Raw genomic sequence first — 18,748 nt, forward strand, 5'->3', positions numbered from 1 at the left:
AAGGCCCCGGTTCGCACCGGGGCCTTTCGAGGATATCCATTCCGTGCGGACGGGCAGCTCGCCTGCCTAGAATTCCTGCGTGAAGCGCAAGCCGATGGTGCGCGGCTGGTTGGTGACGGTGTAGACCTGTCCGTTGGGGTATTGCGCCACCACGCCGTGGGCGGCGCAGACCGACTCGGCGCACTCGGCGTACTTGTAGAGTTGCGCGCGCTTGTCGAACAGGTTGTTGATGTACATGTCCACCGTCCAGCCGCCCTTGTGGAAGCCGGCGGAGACATCCATGGTCGTGTAGGCGGCCAGATTGCCGGTCAGGCTGTTTTCGAGCAGCCGCAGATCCGACTTTCGCTCGCCCACATGCACCACCGCCCCTTGCAGGAACGCCTCGTTTTCACCCACGTCGAAGGTGTAGCGGGCCACCAGGTTGCCCTTGAACCTGGGCGTCACCGGCAACTGGGTACCCTTCGGTGCCACCTCCGCACCGGGACAATCGGTGACCGGCGTGCCGTTGGCGTCGGTGAATCCGCAATACGTCGCGGCCAGCTTGGCGTCGTAGAAGGCGGCACCGGCGCTGAGTTGCAGGTTGTAGGTGGCAGCCCAGTTCAACTCGGTCTCCAGGCCCCTGATGCGTGCCTGGTTGGCGTTCTTGATCTCGGTCAGGCCGTTGGCGCCGAGGATGCTGAACTGGAAATCCTTCCAGTCCTGCTGGAACACCGACCCGTTGAACGACAGCCGGTTGTCGAACCAGGTGGTCTTCCAGCCGAACTCGTAGTTGGTCAGGTAATCCGACTTGTACGGCGGCAGCGAGCCGCGACGATTCAGGCCGCCGGGGCGATAGCCCTCGGATCGCGTGAGATAGATCAGCTTGGTCGGCGTGATGTTCCAGGTCAGATTGACCTTGCCGAGCGAGCCGGTTTCCTTCACGTTCTTGTCGAAGTCCAGGCACGGTGCGCCACGGTACGGCTGTGGTGAAATGCAGCCCGCCTCGCCATAGCTGGAACTGGGCGAATAGCCCGCGCTGAAGCCGTAGAAGCCGCCCAGGCTGTTGTTGGCGCGGAAGTAGCGTCCGCCGATGGTGCCGGTGAGCGTGTCGGGGATGAAGTCGTAGGACAGTTCGCCGAATACGGCCTCGTCGCGATCGGTGCGCACCTGCTCGGTCAGCCAGAGGGTGTTCGGCCAGCCCGTCACGGTGAGCGAGTCCGCCAACCCGTTGATCATGTAGCGCTGTTCGATGTCGTGCACCGACCTTTCCCAGAACAGGCCGCCGACCACGCGCAGGCGATCCTCCTTCGGCGAAGCCAGGCGCAATTCGTGGCTGTCCATGGCATAGCGGTCTTTGCCGATGATGTACTGGGACGGATTGATCAGCGCGCCGCTGTTGTCGTAGATGTAGGTGCCGTACGAATAGGGCAGCTGGTCGTACCAGAACGAGTAGTCGCTGTAGTCGTTGTGCTCCACCTGGTTCCGCTTGAGGTGCGCGTACGCATAGGTCAGGTCGAAGTTGCCGATCTTGCCCTGCAGCGTCAGCGCCGCCTGCCACCAGCGGTCGGAAGTGCGCTCCGGATAGAAGTGGGTCACGGCGAGATCGCCGATCGCCGGATCGGTGGCCATGTTGCCGTGGGCCACCGTGTTTTGACCCATCAACGTCCCGTTGATTGACCAGTCGTCGTTGAGATCGACTTTCAGCGCCGCGCGTGCACCGTCGATGTCGTTGCCGTTGTAGTTCTTCTTGGCTGCGGGCATGCAGACCAGCAGGCTCGACGCCGTGCAGTTCCTGGCGTTGCTGACGGTGATGCCGGAGCTCGGGAAGGTACGCGTGCCTTCCTTGTTGTCGATATAGCCGGCGTCGTGTTCATGCCAGCCGACAAGGCGGATCGCCGCACTTTTCGAGATCGGGATGTTGACCATCCCCTCCACCACACGCCCGATGCCGCCATGGGCGACTGAGTCGATGCCGGCACTGTAACTGGCGGCGAAGCCGCTGGCATCGGGCTTGTTGGTGATGATGCGCAACGCGCCGGCCTGCGCGCTGGCGCCGTACAGGGTGCCCTGCGGCCCGGCCAGCACCTCGACGCGGGCGATGTCGTACATGTGGATGTCGAGCGGGCCAGTGACCGTGGTGACCGGCTGCTCGTCGAGGTACACGCCGACGCTCGGCCGCGAACCGGAATGGTTGCCGTCGCCGCCGCTGGCCACGCCGCGCATGTAGATCTCGGAGAAGCCCGGGCCGGCACTCTGGTAGGACACGCTGGGCAGGTATTTCACATAGTCGTCGAAGTTGGCTATGTGGAGCTGCTCGATTTTTTCCGTGCCCAGCACCTGGATGCTGATCGGCACCTTCTGCAGGTTTTCGGTACGTTTCTGGGCGGTGACGGTCACCGCGCCCAGCGTCGCGACCTTCAGCTTGCCTTGCGTCTTGGCCGGCGGTGGGGTTTGAGCGGCATCCTGCGCGAACGCCGGCATGCTCATGGCGAAACAAATCGCCGCGGCCAGCGGCAATCGGTGCAATTTCGTCCTTTGCCCGTTTCTCTGTGTGGACATCTGCCTATACATCGGTTTCCCCTCCCAGGTGAAAACAATCAATCGAACGTGCTACAGCGATCCAGATTCCGGTACGTCGGGATATGGCCCGAGCACCGCCCCCAACGCCTGCTCCAGTGGCGCCAGCCATGGCGCGAAGTGCTTCCAGTGATCCACGCCTTCGCGGTAGATCGGCCGGCGCACCTGTTCCGAACTGGCGGTGCGTACCGGCCGTTCGTTCTGGAAGAACCGCAGGCACGATTCCTCGAACGGCAGGCCGCAATGGTCGAGCAGGCGTCGAACCTCACCCTCGGTATCCTCGACCATGCGCTCGTAGATCACGCGATGGACGCGACCGGGCAGCACCTGATCGAAGTGCGCCATCAACGCGACGTAGTCGCGGTAATAGCGACCCAGGTCGTCGAGGCTGTAGCTGAAACTCTGGCCGCGTGCGAAATGCTGCTTGAAGCCGGAAAAGCAGCAGGCCAGCGGATGCCGGCGCGCATCGATGATGGTGGCGTTCGGCAGCATCAGGTGGATCAGCCCGATGTGCATGAAGTTGTTCGGCATCTTGTCGATGAACAACGGCGCCGCGGTCTTGCGATGGATGCGCGTATGCGCGAGATAGTGCTCGCCCAGCTCGCGCAGCCCGTCGGCATCGAGCGCGGCAAGCGCCGCGTGGTAAGGCATGGCGCTGTCGGCCTCGCCCTGCGCGCGCAGCATGCGGGTGATCGAGGTGACCTCGGGCAGCTCCATCGTGCCCTCGACCTGGCTGTGGCTGGACAGGATCTGCTCGATCAGGGTGGAGCCCGCGCGTGGCAGGCCGACGATGAAGATCGGGTCGCGCGCCGGGCTGCCGCTGCCCGCACGCGCGGCGAAGAAATCCGCGGTATAGCTGGCGCGGATGTGCTGCACGCGGGCACTGGTGTCGTCGGCGTCGTAGCACAGCTGCGTGCGACGCAGCGCATTGCCCTGGGCGTAGTGGTGGAACGAGGGCTCGTAGTCGCCCTCGTCCTCCAGTGCCTTGCCGATCGCGAACTCCAGGTGCAGCCGATCGTCGTCGCCCAGGCCCTCGTGTGCCAGCTGCCGGCGCATCGTGGACAGATCGTCGGCGCTGAAGCGGAACGTCTTCAGGTTGGCCAGGCTCCACCACACCTCGCCGAAGGACGGCTCCAGTTCGAGGCTGCGCCGATAGGCGGCGATGGCGCGATCGGCATGGCCGGATGTCTTCAGCGCGTGCCCGTAGCTCATCCACACCTTGGCGTTGAGCGGATACTGTTCCAACAGCTCGGCATAGAGGCCGATCGCCGGCTCGTACTCGCCGATCCGGCACAGCACCACCGCCTTGAGGTTGCGATAGCCCGGGTGGGACGGGTCGGTTGCCAGCAGGAGTTCGATCTGCGCCAGCGCCTGCTCGGGCTGGTTGCTTCGATGCAGCACCAGGGCGTAGTTCTGGCGCGCGGCGTCGAAGCTTGGCGCCAGTTCCAGGCAGCGCAGCAGCAGGTTCTGGGCATCCTCGTTGCGGCCCAGGCGCATGGCCACCTCGGCAAACATGCGGATCGCGGCGACGTCGGTGGGCGCCTCCTTCAGGTGTTCGCGCAGCAGCGCCTCGGCCACCGGGATGTGGTTTTCGACCAGCGCGGTGGCGGCGGCGAGCAGGCGCGGATCGCTGGTGGAGTGGCGCACGTGGTTGGCGTACGCGGCATCGGCGGCGTCCTGGTCGCCGGCGGCCATCAGGTGGTCGCCCAGCGCACGCCAGGCCTGCGGCAGGTCCGGCTTCAGCGCCAGCGCCTGGCGCAGCGCATCGATCGCCTCCTCGCCACGTCCGGCCTGGCCCAGCGCCAGCCCCAGCTCGAGCTGGAGGATCGCCCAGTTCGGCTGCGCCCGGGCCAGCGGCCGCAGGATCTCCAGTGCACCGGCCGTGTCACCTTGCGCCGTGCGCGCCGCCGCCAGCAGGCGCAACGCCAGCGGATGGCCTTCGACCACCCGCAGGATCTCGCCGGCCTGCTCGCCGGCCTGCACCGGATCGGTGTGCAGCAGTTGTTCGGCATGCGCCAGCGCCTGTTCCAGCGTGCCCACCGCGTTCGCTTCGGTCACGGCGCGTACCTCCACGACGGCGCAACGGGCCGGTACGGGGCGGGTGAAGGGCGCAGCGACAGAGGCAGGGCGCGGGACATGGACGGCGGCAGCTCCTTACAGGTCTTTGAGCAATCGGTAGTTGAATTCGAGTGACTGGTAGTAGGAGCTCACCAGGATGCGTTCATCCTGCCCGTGCGAGCGGTCGTCGTCGACATCGTAGGCGATGCCGTTGAACACATAGGATGGCATCCCGGCCGCGCGCAGGAAGATGCTGTCCGAGGCACCGGCGGACATGTACGGCGACAGCGGAATCGGCCCCCACAGGCTGCTGGCCACTGCCGCGATCTGCGCGAACAGCACCGGGTCGACCGGGCTGGGCGGGCTCGGCTGCGCCGGCGCCACGCGGGCGATCGCGATGGCCGGATCGGCCAGCGCCTGCTTCAGCATCGCGTCGACGTGATCGGGATCCTCGTCCGGCAACAGGCGGCAGTTGATGGTGGCGCGGGCCATCTGCGGCAACGCGTTCTCCGCATCGCCGCCGGCCAGCAGGGTGGGCACGCAGGTGGTGCGCAGAAGCGCGTTGTTGTACGGCGAGGAGGCCGCCAGCCGCGCCAGCGCGGCCGGATCGGACGGATCGTGCGCCACCGCGCGCATGTCGGCTGCGGCCGTGCCGCTGTACAGCGTGGCCAGCTGCGCGTAGTAGCCGCGCGTAGTGGCATTGGCGCGCAAGGGAAATTTCAGCGACGACAACCGGTCCAGCCCGCGGGCGAGCTGGTAGATCGCGTTGTCCGGGGTCGGCAGCGAGCTGTGCCCGCCCGGGTTGCGCACGGTGAGCGTGTAACTCAGGTAGACCTTCTCCGCGGTCTCGATCGACAGCACCGCCGGCTTGCCGCGGCGGATCTCCGGGCCGCCACCGTCCACGTTGATCGAGTAGGCCGCGTCGATCAGCTTGGGCCGGTGCGCCAGCAGCCACTGCACGCCGTTGGCGACGCCGTCCTCCTCGCCCGCGGTGAGCGCGAGGATGTAGTCGCCCTTCGGCGTGAAGCCCTCGCGGTGCAGGCGCAGCAGCGCGATCACCAGCCCGGCGCCGGCACCCTTGATGTCCATCGTGCCGCGGCCGTAGAAATAGCCGCCCTGCTCGGTCAGCTTGAACGGATCGACGTGCCAGTCCGTGCGCAGCGCCTCGACCACGTCCAGATGCGCCAGAAGAAGGATCGGCTTGCGCTCGCCGCGGCCGCGCAGGCGCACCACCAGATTGCGCCGCTTCGGATCGTCGCCGACCACCTGCACGTCCGCCGGCGCGAAGCCCGCGGCCACGAAGCGCCGCGCCAGCATTTCCGCGGCCGGCGTGGTGCTGCCGTGCTCGGAGGTGGTGTCGATCGCGATCAGCTGGCTCAGCAGCTCGCGGCCCTGCACGTTCTGCGCGTTCTGCGCATGCGCTCCGGCGTCGGCGGCATGCGCGCCCAGCGGCAGCAGCAGCAGCAGCAGCGCCAGGGCGGCGACGAGACGCAGGGTGATCGATGTCCGATTCATGCTTGCTCCAGTGCGAGCGCCAGCCCCTGGCCCACGCCCACGCACAGGCTGACCAGGGCGCGACGTTGTCGATGGCGGCGCAGCGCGAACGCGGCGGTCATCGCCAGCCGCGCACCGCTGGCACCCAGCGGATGGCCGAGCGCGATCGCGCCGCCGTTGGCGTTGACGTGCGCGGCATCGTCCGGCAGGCCGAGCGCGCGCGTGCAGGCAAGCACCTGCGCCGCGAACGCTTCGTTGATCTCGATGCGGTCGAAGTCGTCCAGGGTGAGGCCGGTGCGTGCGAGCAGCCGGGTGATCGCCGGCACCGGTCCGATCCCCATCACCCGTGGCGCCACGCCGGCGGAAGCCATCCCGACGATGCGTGCCAGCGGCGTGAGGCCGTGCCGCCGCAGCGCCGATTCGGATGCCAGCAGGACCGCGCCGGCACCATCGTTGAGGCCCGAGGCATTGCCCGCGGTGATGCTGGTGCCCGCGCCGAGCAGGGGGTTCAGCGCCGCCAGCTGCGCCACCGTGGTGTGCGGGCGCAGGTGTTCGTCGGCATCGACCACGACGCGATCCCGGCCCTGCGGCGCGTCGACCGCGGTGATCTCCTCCCGCAGCCAGCCGCGTTGCTGCGCATCGGCGGCGCGCTGCTGGCTGCGCAGGGCATAGGCGTCCTGGCTGCCGCGGTCGATGCCGTGCTCGCGCGCGAGGTTCTCGGCGGTCTGCGTCATCGAGTCGATGCCATGGCCGGCCTGCATGCGCGGATTGACCATGCGCCAGCCCAGCGTGGTGTCCTCCAGCCGCTGGTCGCGCGCATGGGCGCTGCCGGCCTTGGCCATCACGTAGGGCGCGCGGGTCATGCTCTCGACGCCGCCGGCCACGACCAGGTCGGCTTCGCCGCAGGCGATCGCGCGGGCGGCCTGGCCGATCGCCTCCAGCCCCGACGCGCACAGCCGGTTCACGGTGACCGCCGGCACGCTTTCGGGCAGGCCGGCCAGCAGCACCGCCATGCGCGCCACGTTGCGGTTGTCCTCGCCGGCCTGGTTGGCGCAGCCGAGGATCACCTCGTCCAGCGCAGCCCAGTCCAAGGTGGGATGACGCGCCATCAGCGCCGCGATCGGCAGCGCGGCCAGGTCGTCGGCGCGCACGCCGGCCAGCGCGCCGCCGAGGCGGCCGAACGGCGTACGCGTCGCATCGACCAGCCAGGCGCTAGTCATAAGCGCTCCTCATCGCCATGTGCGGCAGCCAGCCACCGCGCCGGATCGCCTGCTCGATCGCGTGCTGCGCCTCGTGCAGCGCCGGCAACATCTGCTTGACCGCGCGCGCAGGCGCTTCGTCGCTGTATGGCATGCCGATGTTCAACGCGGCCACCACGCGGCCCTCGCCGCTGCGGATCGGCACGGCGATCGAGCACAGCCCCGGCTCCAGCTCGCGCGAGGTCACCGCATAGCCCTGCTCGCGCACCCGCTGCAGCTCCGCCTTCAGCGCGCTGGCGGTGCGGATCGTATGCGGCGTGTAGGCGCGGAATTTCTGGCCGTGCAGCCACGCAGCCAGCTCGGCCTCGGACAGGTCGGCCAGGATCACCCGCCCCATCGAGGCGGCGAACGCGGGCAGCCGCGCACCCACGCCCAGCGCCACGCTCATCACCCGGCGCACCGGCACGCGCAACACGTAGACGATGTCGCTGCCGTCCAGCACCGCCATCGAGCACGACTCGCCCACCCGTTGCGACAGCTGCTCCAGGCTCTGCTGCGCCAGCTCGGTCAGATCCAGCGAACTGAGATAGCTGTAGCCCAGCTCGAGCACGCGCGGGGTCAGGAAGAAACTCCGGCCGCGGCTGCCGACATAGCCCAGGTGCTGCAGGGTCAGCAGCGAGCGGCGCACCACCGCGCGCGACAGCTCCGTGCGCTCGGCCAATTCGGACAGGCTGGGACTGGCCAGCTCACGGTCGAACGCGCGCAGCACGCGCAGTCCGCGCGCCAGCGATTGCACGTAGTCCGCGCTTTCCTCGAAGGGTGTCGATGCCATACGCCACGATTTCCATTGACAGGCCGAGCGTAGAAGCTTTCAAATGAGTTCGCAATACGAATTATTGTGCGATTACCGAACAACCGGACCGGGGATAGCCGCGTGGCAAACGAACGCGACAGCGTCCTGCACAGCTGGTGTGTGCAGGCGGCATGGCAGGCGCCGACCGTGGTCGGCGGGCGCGGCGCGTACCTCGAGCTCGAGGACGGCAGGCGCATCCTGGACATGAGCAGCCTGGCCGAATGCAGCAACCTCGGCCACCAGCATCCGGCGGTGGTCGCGGCGATCCGGGAGCAGGCGCAGCAGTTGTGCTTCGTCACCTCGGCATGGGGTGCGCAGCCGCGTGTGGAGCTGGCCGAGGCGCTGCTGGAGAAGGCCGGCTTCGACGGCGGCCGCGTGTTCTTCACGCTCGCCGGCGCCGATGCCAACGAGAACGCGGTGAAGTTCGCGCGCCAGGCCGGCGGCAAGCCGCGCGGCCACATCGTCACCCGCGATCGCTCCTACCACGGCGCCAGCTACGCCTGCATGGCGCTGTCCGGCGATGCACGCACGCGCACGCAGGTCGATCCGGAAGCATTCGGCGTGCTGCACGTGCCGCCGCCGGACACCTACCGCTGCCCGTTTGGCAGTGAGGATGTCCAGGCCTGCGGCGAGCACGCGGTGGCGGCCGTGGCGCAGGCGATCGACCACCACGGCGCGTCGTCGGTCGCCGCGGTACTGATGGAACCCAATGCCGGCACCAACGGCATCGTGGCGCCCGACAACTACTGGCCCGGCCTGCGCAAGCTGACCCGCGAGCGCGGGGTGTACCTGATCGCGGACGAAGTGATGAGCGGCTTCGGCCGCTGCGGCGAATGGTTCGCCTGGCAGCGCCATGGCGATGCGGGCAAGCCCGACCTGATGACCCTCGCCAAGGGACTGACCGGCGCGCACCTGCCGCTCGGCGCGGTGGTGTTGTCGGCGCCGGTCGCCGCACGCCTGCAGCACGAGATGCTGTACACCGGCCTGACCTATTGCGGCCACCCGCTGTCGTGCGCCGCCGGCCTGGCCGCGTTGCGTGCCTATGAAGACGAAGACCTGATCGCGCGCTCGCGCATCCTGGGCGGATGGATGCTGGCCGAGCTGCGCGCGCTGCAGGCGCGACACCCGGTGATCGGCGACGTGCGCGGCGGCCACGGACTGTTCGCGGTGGTCGAGCTGGTCGAGAACCGCGACACCCGGGCGCCGTTGGCGCCCTGGCCGCAGACACCGCCGGCCCTGAGCGCGCTGGTGGATGCGGCGATGGCCCAGGGCGTGTCGTTCGCCAGTCGCGGCAACCTGCTGCTGCTGGCTCCGCCGCTGGTGATCGAAAACCACGCCCTGGCCGATGCGCTGAGCTTGCTCGACCGCCTGCTGGCGCACTTCTTCCCTGCCGTTGCCTGAGGAATCGTCGATGAGTTTCCGCCTTACTTACGCCACCATGTACAACCCGCCGGAAGCCATGCACGAGCGCTTCGAGGCGGCACTGGCACGGGTGGAAGCCGGGCTCGGCGCACAGCATCGGCTGTTCATCGACGGCCTCGACCGCGATGCGCCACGGTATGCCCTGCGCCACAGTCCCTTCGACCGCGAGCTGCGGCTGGGCGAGTTCGGCCTGGCCGACGACAACGACGTGCAGACCGCGATGTCCGCGGCGCAGGCGGCCGGCCCCGCGTGGCGCGCCATGGCGGTGGCCGAGCGCGCGCGCCTGTTGCACCGGGTGGGCGAGCTGCTGGAGGAGCGCGTTTACGACATCGCCGCCGCGATGGTGCTGGAGGTCGGCAAGAACCGCATGGAGGCGCTCGGCGAAGCGCAGGAGACGGTGGATTTCTTCCACCACTATGCGGACGATTTCGAAAGCCATGCCGGCTACAACCACGTGCTGCCGGACGATCCGGTGGCGGGCTTCGCCTCGCACAATGCCAGCGTGATGCGGCCGTACGGCGTGTGGGTGGTGATCGCGCCGTTCAACTTCCCGCTGGCGCTGGCCGGTGGCCCGGTGGCGGCAGCGCTGGTCACCGGCAACACGGTGGTGCTCAAGGGCGCCAGCGACACGCCGTGGGCGGGCCGGCTGCTGGCCGACTGCATCCGCGACGCGGGCCTGCCGCCGGGCGTGTTCAATTACCTCTCCGGCGCCGGGCGCGAGATCGGCGAGGCGCTGGCGCAGCACCCGCTCACCGCCGGCATCACCTTCACCGGTTCGGTGGCGGTGGGCCGGCAGCTGATGCGGCAGATGGCCGGCGGCGCGTATCCGCGGCCGTGCATCGCCGAGATGGGCGGCAAGAATCCGTGCATCGTCACCGAGCGCGCCGACCTCGACCGCGCCGCGGCCGGCATCGTGCGTTCAGCCTACGGCATGGGCGGGCAGAAATGTTCGGCGCTGTCGCGCCTGTACGTGCATGAAAGCGTGGCGGACGCATTGAGCGGGCGCCTGCATGCGCAGACCACCGCCATCCGCATCGGCGATCCGCGCCGGCGCGAGAACTGGCTGGGGCCGGTGGTCAACGCCACCGCCTACGAGAACTACCAGCACCACGCGGATGCCTTGCGCGACGCTGGCGCCAACGTGCTCTGCGGCGGCGCGCGGATCGGGCTGGGCAGCGTCGGTCGCGCCGCGCTGGCACGGGGCTACTACGTCGAGCCGATGCTGGCCGAGGTGCCGCTGCAGCATCCGCTGTGGCAGCACGAGATGTTCCTGCCGATCCTCACCGTGCACCGCTACGGCGACCGCGACGAGGCGATGCGGCTGGCCAACGATTCGCCGATGGGACTCACCGCGGGCTTCTACGGCGGCGCCGACGAGGTGCCGTGGTTCCACGAGCACATCGAGGCCGGCGTGACCTACGCCAACCGTCCGCAGGGCGCCACCACCGGCGCCTGGCCCGGCTACCAGCCGTTCGGCGGCTGGAAGGGTTCGGGCTCCAGCGGCAAGGCGATCGCGTCGTTCCACTACCTCGCGCAATACCTGCGCGAGCAGTCGCGCACGGTGGTGGAGTGAGCAGCGTGATCATGTCACTCGCCGATGCCATCGAGCGCTTCGTCAGCGACGGCGCGAGCGTCGCGCTCGAAGGCTTCACCCACCTGATCCCGTTCGCCGCCGGGCACGAGCTCATCCGCCAGCGCCGCCGCGAGCTGCACCTGATCCGGATGACGCCCGACCTGATCTACGACCAGCTGATCGGCATGGGCTGCGCGCGCAAGCTCACCTTCTCCTGGGGCGGCAATCCCGGCGTCGGCTCGCTGCACCGCCTGCGTGACGCGGTGGAAAACCAGTGGCCGCGTGCCCTCGAGCTGGACGAGCACAGCCACGCCGGCATGGCCGCCGCGTTCTGCGCCGGCGCGGCGCGCTTGCCGTTCGGCGTGCTGCGCGGTTATCTGGACACCGACCTGCCTGCGCACAACCCGAACATCCGCCGCGTGGCCTGCCCGTTCACCGGCGAAGTGCTGGCGGCGGTGCCTGCGCTGAATCCGGACGTCACCATCCTGCACGCGCAGCGTGCCGACCGCGCCGGCAACGTGGCGATCGAGGGCATCCTCGGCGCGACACGCGAGGCGGCGCTGGCGGCCACGACGTTGATCGTCACGGTCGAGGAGATCGTCGATACGCTGCCGCCGGCGATGAACGGCATCGTGCTGCCGCACTGGGTGGTCACCGCGGTGGCGCACTGCCCCGGCGGCGCCTACCCTTCGTACGCGCAGGGCCACTACGCCCGCGACAACGCCTTCTACAAGCAGTGGGACGAGATTGCGCGCGACCGTCCGCGCTTTCTCGCCTGGATGCAGCGGCACGTGCTCGCCACCGGCGACCATCGCGCCTTTCTCGCCAGCCTTCAGCAGGAGGCCGCATGAGCGCCTGCACCCGCGACGAGTGGATGACCGTCGCCGCGGCGCGTCTGCTGAAGAACCGCGACGTCTGCTTCGTCGGCATCGGCCTGCCCAGCGCCGCCTGCAACCTGGCCCGGTTCACCCACGCGCCGCAGATCGTGCTGATCTACGAGTCGGGCACCATCGGCACGCGCCCTGACGTGATGCCGCTGTCGATCGGCGACGGCGAGCTGGCGCAGACCGCCGCCTGCGTGGTGCCGTTGCCGGAAATCTTCAGCTATTACCTGCAGGCCGGCCGCGTCGACATCGGCTTTCTCGGCGCCGCGCAGATCGACCGCCACGGCAACCTCAACAGCACCGTGATCGGGCCCTACGAGATGCCGTCCACACGCCTGCCCGGCGCCGGCGGCGCGCCGGAGATCGCCCAGCACGCCAGGCAGGTGTTCGTGATGCTGCGGGCGTCCAGACGCAGCTTCGTCGAGCGGCTCGCCTTCCGCAGCAGCGCCGGCTACCTCGACGGCCACGGCGCCCGCGCACGCAGCGGCGCCGCCGGCGGCGGCCCGCGCGCGGTGATCACCGACTTCGGCATGCTGGCGCCGCATCCGGAAAGCGAGGAGCTGCAGCTGGTGGCGCTGTTCGAGGGCGCCACCGTCGAGGAGGCCCGCGCCGCGATCGGCTGGCCGCTGCAGCTGGCCGATCGCATCGACACCATCGCGCCGCCGAGCGCGCACGAACTCGACACCCTGCGCGCACTGCATGCCCGCACGCGCGAGGCGCATGCGCGCCCCGTGCGCATCCCCCTTCCGAACGGATGATCCCGATGAACGCCACGCCGAACCCGAACCACATCAAGACCGCCCTGCCCGGCCCGAAGGCGCTGGCGATGATTGCCCGCGACGCCGAGGTGATCTCGCCTTCGTACCCGCGCGACTACCCGTTCGTGATGTCGCACGGCCGCGGCACCGAGGTGTGGGACGTGGACGGCAACCGCTTCCTCGACTTCATGGCCGGCATCGCGGTGTGCGCCACCGGCCACGCGCATCCGCAGGTGGTCAAGGCGGTGCAGGACGCCGCCGCGAAATTCCTGCACATCTCCAGCGACTACTGGCACGAGGAGATGGTTGGACTGGGCGAGCGGCTGGCCGCCGTCGCACCGATGCAGACGATCGCGGGCGAGCCGGCGATGAGCTTCATCTGCCAGTCCGGCACCGAGGCGGTGGAAGGCGCGTTGAAGCTGGCGCGCTACGTCACCGGCCGGCCGCGCTTCATCGGCTTCCTCGGCGGCTTCCACGGCCGCACCTTCGGCTCGCTGTCGTTCACCTCCAGCAAGTACACCCAGCAGAAGGGCTTCTCGCCCACGCTGGCCGGCGTCACCCACGTGCCGTATCCGAACCCGTACCGCCCGCTGTTTGCCGGCGACGACCAGGGCGCGGCGGTGCTCGACTACATCCGCATGCTGTTCCAGCGCAGCGTGCCGCCGAGCGAAGTGGCGGCGATCCTGATCGAGCCGATGCAGGGCGAGGGCGGCTATCTCACCCCGCCGGACGGCTTCCTCGCCGGCCTGCGCGCGCTGTGCGACGAGCACGGCATCCTGCTGATCTTCGACGAGGTGCAGTCGGGCATCGGCCGCACCGGCAGGATGTTCGCCTGCGAGCACTGGGGCGTGGCGCCGGACATCCTCACCTCGGCCAAGGGGCTGGGCTCGGGCCTGCCGATCGGTGCGGTGATCGCGAAGAAATCCATCATGTCGCAGTGGAAGCGTGGCGCGCACGGCAACACCTACGGCGGCAACCCGGTCACCTGCGCCGCCGCCAACGCCACGCTCGACCTGGTGCGCGGCGGCCTGATGGACAACGCTGCCAGCGTCGGCGACCACTTCATCGCCCGCCTGCGCGAACTGCAGCGCGACTACCCGTGCATCGGCGAAGTGCGCGGCAAGGGCCTGTGGATCGGCATGGAGCTGGTGGAGAACGACGGCAAGAAGACCCCCGCCACCGCGCTGTGCGACGCCGTGGTCACCCGCGCCTATCACAACGGCCTGCTGCTGCTTTCCTGCGGCACCAGCACGGTGCGCTTCATGCCGCCGCTGAGCGTGACCACCGCCGAAGTGGACGAGGCCATCGCGCTGCTGCGCACCAGCCTCGACCAGGCACTCGCCGGAGCCTGAGCATGAAACGACTCGCGAACGTCGCACCCTTACTCGTCACCGCGCTGGTCATGATGTTGGGTGCGCCGTCCGCGCAGGCCGCGCGCGAACCCGTGCTCAAGCAGGTCGACCTGCCGCACAGCTACTACTGGCGCGAGCTGTACCTGCCGCAGCTCACCAGCGGCCCGTCCTCAGCCAGCTTCCTGCCCGACGGCGACACGCTCATCTACAGCATGGGCGGCTCGCTGTGGCGCCAGCGCATCGGCGACGCCAGCGCCACCGAACTGACCCATCCCGAGGCCGCCTACGACTACCAGCCCGATGCGTCGCACGACGGGCGCAGCGTGGTGTTCACCCGCTACGACGGCAACGCGCTGGAGCTGTGGCGGCTGGAGCTTGGCAGCGGCCGCGAGCAGCGCCTCACCGACCAGGGCGCGGTGAACGTGGAGCCGCGGCTGTCGCCCGACGGCAAGCGGCTCGCCTGGGTCTCCACCGAGGGCACCGGCCACTTCAACCTGTTCCTCGCGGACATCGACGCCGCCGGCCTGCATCACCCGCACCTGCTGCTCGGCGAGCGCAAGAGCACGCTGGACCGCTACTACTACTCGGCCTTCGACCACGCCATCAATCCATCCTGGTCGCCGGACGGCAAGACGATCTACTACGTCAGCAACCCGGAGATCGGCTGGGGCACCGGCGACATCTTCGCCGTGGATGTCGACCACCCCGCGCAGCGTCGCCGCGTGCTGAGCGAGGAAACCAGCTGGAGCGCGCGACCCGAGCTGGCGCCGGACGGCAAGCGCCTGCTCTATGCCAGCTACCACGGCCGCCAGCACCAGCAGCTGTGGCTGACCACCGCCGACGGCGCCGCGCCGCTGCCGCTGAGCTTCGGCGCGTTCGACCGCCGCAACGCGCGCTGGTCGCCGGACGGCTCGCGCATCGCCGTCATCGACAACCGCGACGGCGACACCGCGCTGCGCGTGATCGAGACGCTGGGCGGCGCCAGCCAGGACGTGGTGGCGACGCAACGCCACTACCGGTCGCCGCAGGCGAAACTCACCCTCGACATCGTCGACGAGCACGGACAGCGCACGCCGGCGCGGGTGGCGATCGTGGCCGGCGACGGCCGCGCCTATGCACCGCCGCACGCCTGGGTCTCCGCCGACGACGGCTTCGACCGCGCCCTGCAGCGCAGCGAGACGCACTACTTCCACTGCGCGCCGCCGTGCACGCTGGACCTGCCGGCCGGCAAGACCGCGATCTGGGTGCAGCACGGCTTTGCCTATGCGCCGTGGCGCCGCACGGTCGACCTGTCGAACGGCCACGCCACGCAGCTCACCGCCACGCTGGCGCCGGACGCCCTGCCGGCCGCCTACGGCCACTTCGTCAGCGCCGACCTGCACATCCACATGAACTACGGCGGCCACTACCGCAACACGCCCGCGCACCTCGCGCTGCAGGCGCGCGCCGAGGATCTCGACATTGCCTGGGACCTGGTGGTGAACAAGGAAGAGCGCGTGCCCGACATCGCCAGCTTCCGCACCGACGCCGACCCGGCCAGCACTGCGCAGACCCTGGTGCTGCACGGGCAGGAGTACCACACCAGTTTCTGGGGCCACCTCGGCCTGCTGCACCTCGACGACCACTACATCACCCAGGGCTATTCGGCCTACCGCCACACCGCGATGGCCAGCCCGTGGCCGACCAATGCCGCCGTGGCCGACCTCGCCCACGCACAGGGCGGGCTGGTCGGCTACGTGCATCCGTTCGACGTGCTGCCCGACCCGGAGCACGACCCGGTGCTCAGCAACGAGCTGCCCGCCGACGTCATCGAAGGCAAGGTCGACTACATCGAGGTGATGGGCTTCTCCGACCACAAGGCGACGGCGACCGTGTGGTACCGCCTGCTCAACCTCGGCCTGCGCCTGCCCACCGGCGCGGGCACCGACGCGATGGCGAACTACGCCTCGCTGCGCGGCCCGGTCGGCATGAACCGCGTGTTCCTCGACACCGGCGGCCAGCGCGACGCGGCCAGCGCGCTCGACGCGCTGAAGGCCGGCCACGGCTTCGCCAGCAACGGTCCGCTGCTCGGCTTGCTGCTCGACGGCGCCCGGCCCGGCACACAGCTCGCCCCGGGGCGCCACCACTACCGCGTGGCGCTGCGCTCGCCCGTCGCCGTGGATCACCTGGAACTGGTGCACAACGGCCAGGTGGTGAAGACCTTCACGCTCGGCGGCGACCGCCGCCATCTCGACGCCGAGGGCGATCTCGACCTCGCCGGCGGCTGGGTGCTGCTGCGCGCGTGGAACGACGGTGCCGACCCGCAAGTGCTCGACCTCTACCCCTACGCCACCACCAACCCGGTGTGGCTGGGCGATCACGTGCTCGCCGCCAGCGCGCGCGACGATGCCGCGTGGTTCGCCCAGTGGATGGACCGCACCATCGAGGCCGCCGCCGCGCGCGACGACTACAACACCGCGGCAGAGAAGCGCATGACGCTGGACTACCTGGGCAAGGCCCGCGAGGCCTATCGCGCACTGGCCGCCGGCAAGTCGTCGTCGCCGGCGGAGGCCGGCCGATGACGCTCCGCCTGCGCCATCTGGCCCTGCTCGCGCTGGCGCTGTTGCCGCTGGCCACCTTCGCCACCGACAAGACCCCGTTCACCCCGGCCGACCTCAATCGCCTCGCCGTGCTCGCCGACCCGGCGCTGTCGCCCGACGGCCACTGGCTGGTCTACACCGTCACCACCACCCATGCCGAACGCGACCAGCCGCAGTCGGACCTGTGGCGGGTCGGCTTCGACGGCCGCGTGCACACGCAGCTCACCCACACGCCCGACGCCGACGAATCGCAGGCGCAGTGGTCCGGCGACGGCCGCTTCATCGCCTTCCTCTCCGACCGCAAGCCCGCTGACGGCAAGGACGACGACGACAACGGCACGCAGGTGTGGACGATGCCCGCCGACGGCGGCGAGGCGCGGCAGGTGACGCATCTTCCCGCCGGGGTGGAAGAGTTCGCGCTGTCGCCCGACGGCATGCAGCTGGCGGTGATCGCGTTCGATCCCGAGCGTCCCGCCGGCACGTCGAAGCCGAAGAACCCGCCGCCGATCGTCACCGACCGCTTCCAGTTCAAGGACGACGACTCGGGCTGGCTGGGCGCGCGCCACAAGCACCTGTACGTGGTCGACCTCGCCAGCGGCGCCGCCACCGAACTCACCCCGGGCACGCACGACGAGCAGCTGCCCGCGTGGTCGCCGGACAGCCGCCGGATCGCCTACGTCACCCGGCGCGGCGCCGACCCGGACCGCACCCTCAACTTCGACATCTACGTCATCGACGCCCGCGCCGGTGCGCAGGAGCGCCAGCTCACCACCTTCCCCGGCTCCGACCTCGACCCCTACTGGGCCTCGCGCCCGGCCTGGTCGCCGGACGGCAAGCGCATCGCCTACCTGCAAAGCGGCGAGGACAAGTGGATCTACTACGCGCCCTGGCAGCTGGCGGTGATCGACGTGGCCAGCGGCAAGGCGACGATCCCCGCGCCGATCGACCGCTGCTTCACCCATCCGCACTGGTCACCGGACGGGCGCAGCGTCTACGCGCTGATCGAGCAGGCCGAGGTCACCCACCTGGCGCGCATCGACGTGGCCAGCGGCAAGGTGACCGAGCTGACCCACGGCGATCGTTTCGATGTCGACCTGTCGGTGGCGCGCAACGGCCGCATCGCCGTGCTCGGCGGCGACGACCTGCATCCGTACAACCTCGCCGCGCTCGACGGCGAGCACCTGCGCCCGCTCGCCGACCACAACGAGTGGCTGGCCGGCAAGCAGCTGGCGAGCACCGAGACCCTGCACTTCACCGGCGCCGACGGCACGGCGCTCGACGCGCTGCTGGTTAAGCCGATCGGCTACGTGCAGGGCCGGCGCTACCCCACCATCCTGCGCGTGCACGGCGGCCCGGTGTACCAGTTCAGCCATGAGTTCATGGAGGACTGGCAGGTCTACGCCGCCAACGGTTTCGCCGTGCTGGCGGTGAACCCGCGCGGCAGCTCCGGCCGCGGCTTCAACTTCGCCCGCGCGATCTACGCGGACTGGGGCAACAAGGACACCCAGGACCTGCTCGCCGGCGTCGACCACGCGGTGCAGCTCGGCGTCGCCGATCCGGAGCGCCTGGGCATCGGCGGCTGGAGCTACGGCGCCATCCTCACCGACCAGGTGATCGCCCGCACCACCCGCTTCAAGGCGGCGATCAGCGGCGCCGGCACCGGCAACACCTACGGCATGTACGGCGACGACGAGTACGCGCGCGAGTACGAGCTCGAGCTCGGCACGCCGTGGGCCAACCGCGCCGCTTACGACCGCGCCAGCTACCCGTTCCTGCACGCCGACCGCATCGCCACGCCCACGCTGTTCCAGTGCGACCAGATCGACTTCAACGTGCCGTGCATCGGCGCCGAGCAGATGTACCAGGCGCTGCGTTCGCGCGGCGTGCCGACGCAGCTGGTGGTCTACCCCGGCCAGCACCACGAGATCAGCGTGCCGAGCTATCTGCGCGACCGGATGCAGCGCAACCTGGCCTGGTACGAGCGCTTCCTCAAACCCGCCGGCGGGCCTCCGTGAAACGG

Annotated in this window: 12 protein-coding genes; 7 read left to right on the forward strand and 5 right to left on the reverse strand. The window is 69.5% G+C overall.

The features are described 5' to 3' along the window. Positions 1-66 precede the first annotated feature (66 nt). The 5 genes from CIW53_RS07080 to CIW53_RS07100 all read right to left on the reverse strand — a co-directional run bounded on the left by CIW53_RS07080 (position 67) and on the right by CIW53_RS07100 (position 8,139). Positions 67-2,466 (reverse strand): TonB-dependent receptor, encoded by a 2,400-nt coding sequence (locus tag CIW53_RS07080; RefSeq protein WP_242451801.1) that lies wholly within the window; start codon positions 2,464-2,466, stop codon positions 67-69. A gap of 123 nt (positions 2,467-2,589) precedes the next feature. Next, complete coding sequence (locus tag CIW53_RS07085) at positions 2,590-4,614, reverse strand: tetratricopeptide repeat-containing sulfotransferase family protein (protein ID WP_149363975.1); 2,025 nt, start codon at positions 4,612-4,614, stop codon at positions 2,590-2,592. A gap of 96 nt (positions 4,615-4,710) precedes the next feature. Then, positions 4,711-6,129 (reverse strand): M20/M25/M40 family metallo-hydrolase, encoded by a 1,419-nt coding sequence (locus tag CIW53_RS07090; protein WP_149363976.1) that lies wholly within the window; start codon positions 6,127-6,129, stop codon positions 4,711-4,713. Next, positions 6,126-7,328, reverse strand: coding sequence for a 3-oxoadipyl-CoA thiolase (gene pcaF, locus CIW53_RS07095; RefSeq protein WP_149363977.1), 1,203 nt, complete (start codon positions 7,326-7,328; stop codon positions 6,126-6,128). The genes CIW53_RS07090 and pcaF overlap by 4 nt, the downstream gene beginning before the upstream one ends. Beyond that, positions 7,321-8,139 carry an IclR family transcriptional regulator C-terminal domain-containing protein gene (locus CIW53_RS07100; RefSeq protein ID WP_149363978.1) on the reverse strand — a complete coding sequence of 273 codons (819 nt, stop codon included), beginning with the start codon at positions 8,137-8,139 and terminating at the stop codon, positions 7,321-7,323. The genes pcaF and CIW53_RS07100 overlap by 8 nt, the downstream gene beginning before the upstream one ends. 102 nt (positions 8,140-8,241) lie before the next feature. On the opposite strand from CIW53_RS07100, the gene CIW53_RS07105 reads away from it, so the two are divergent. From CIW53_RS07105 to CIW53_RS07135, 7 genes are read left to right on the forward strand one after another with little or no spacing between them, the layout of a single operon-like run. Continuing rightward, positions 8,242-9,561: an aminotransferase class III-fold pyridoxal phosphate-dependent enzyme gene (locus CIW53_RS07105; RefSeq protein WP_149363979.1), complete on the forward strand. Its 1,320-nt coding sequence runs from the start codon at positions 8,242-8,244 to the stop codon at positions 9,559-9,561. A 10-nt stretch (positions 9,562-9,571) separates the two neighbouring features. Next, the gene (locus tag CIW53_RS07110) at positions 9,572-11,155 is read left to right on the forward strand and encodes an aldehyde dehydrogenase family protein (RefSeq protein ID WP_149363980.1); all 1,584 of its coding nucleotides are present in this window, start codon (positions 9,572-9,574) and stop codon (positions 11,153-11,155) included. 11 nt (positions 11,156-11,166) lie between these two features. After that, positions 11,167-12,006, forward strand: coding sequence for a CoA-transferase (locus tag CIW53_RS07115; RefSeq protein WP_149364188.1), 840 nt, complete (start codon positions 11,167-11,169; stop codon positions 12,004-12,006). Beyond that, positions 12,003-12,797, forward strand: coding sequence for a CoA-transferase (locus tag CIW53_RS07120; protein ID WP_149363981.1), 795 nt, complete (start codon positions 12,003-12,005; stop codon positions 12,795-12,797). Before CIW53_RS07115 ends, CIW53_RS07120 begins: the two co-directional genes overlap by 4 nt. Positions 12,798-12,802: 5 nt before the next feature. Further along, entirely contained in the window at positions 12,803-14,149 is a 1,347-nt protein-coding gene (locus tag CIW53_RS07125; RefSeq protein ID WP_149363982.1) for an acetyl ornithine aminotransferase family protein, read from the forward strand. 2 nt (positions 14,150-14,151) lie between these two features. After that, a complete protein-coding gene (locus CIW53_RS07130; RefSeq protein WP_149363983.1) occupies positions 14,152-16,710 on the forward strand; it encodes a CehA/McbA family metallohydrolase in 2,559 nt (852 codons plus the stop codon). After that, positions 16,707-18,743, forward strand: coding sequence for a S9 family peptidase (locus CIW53_RS07135; RefSeq protein WP_149363984.1), 2,037 nt, complete (start codon positions 16,707-16,709; stop codon positions 18,741-18,743). Before CIW53_RS07130 ends, CIW53_RS07135 begins: the two co-directional genes overlap by 4 nt. Positions 18,744-18,748 lie beyond the last annotated feature (5 nt).

Source organism: Rhodanobacter sp. T12-5 (genome assembly GCF_008329435.1).
GTDB lineage: Bacteria > Pseudomonadota > Gammaproteobacteria > Xanthomonadales > Rhodanobacteraceae > Rhodanobacter.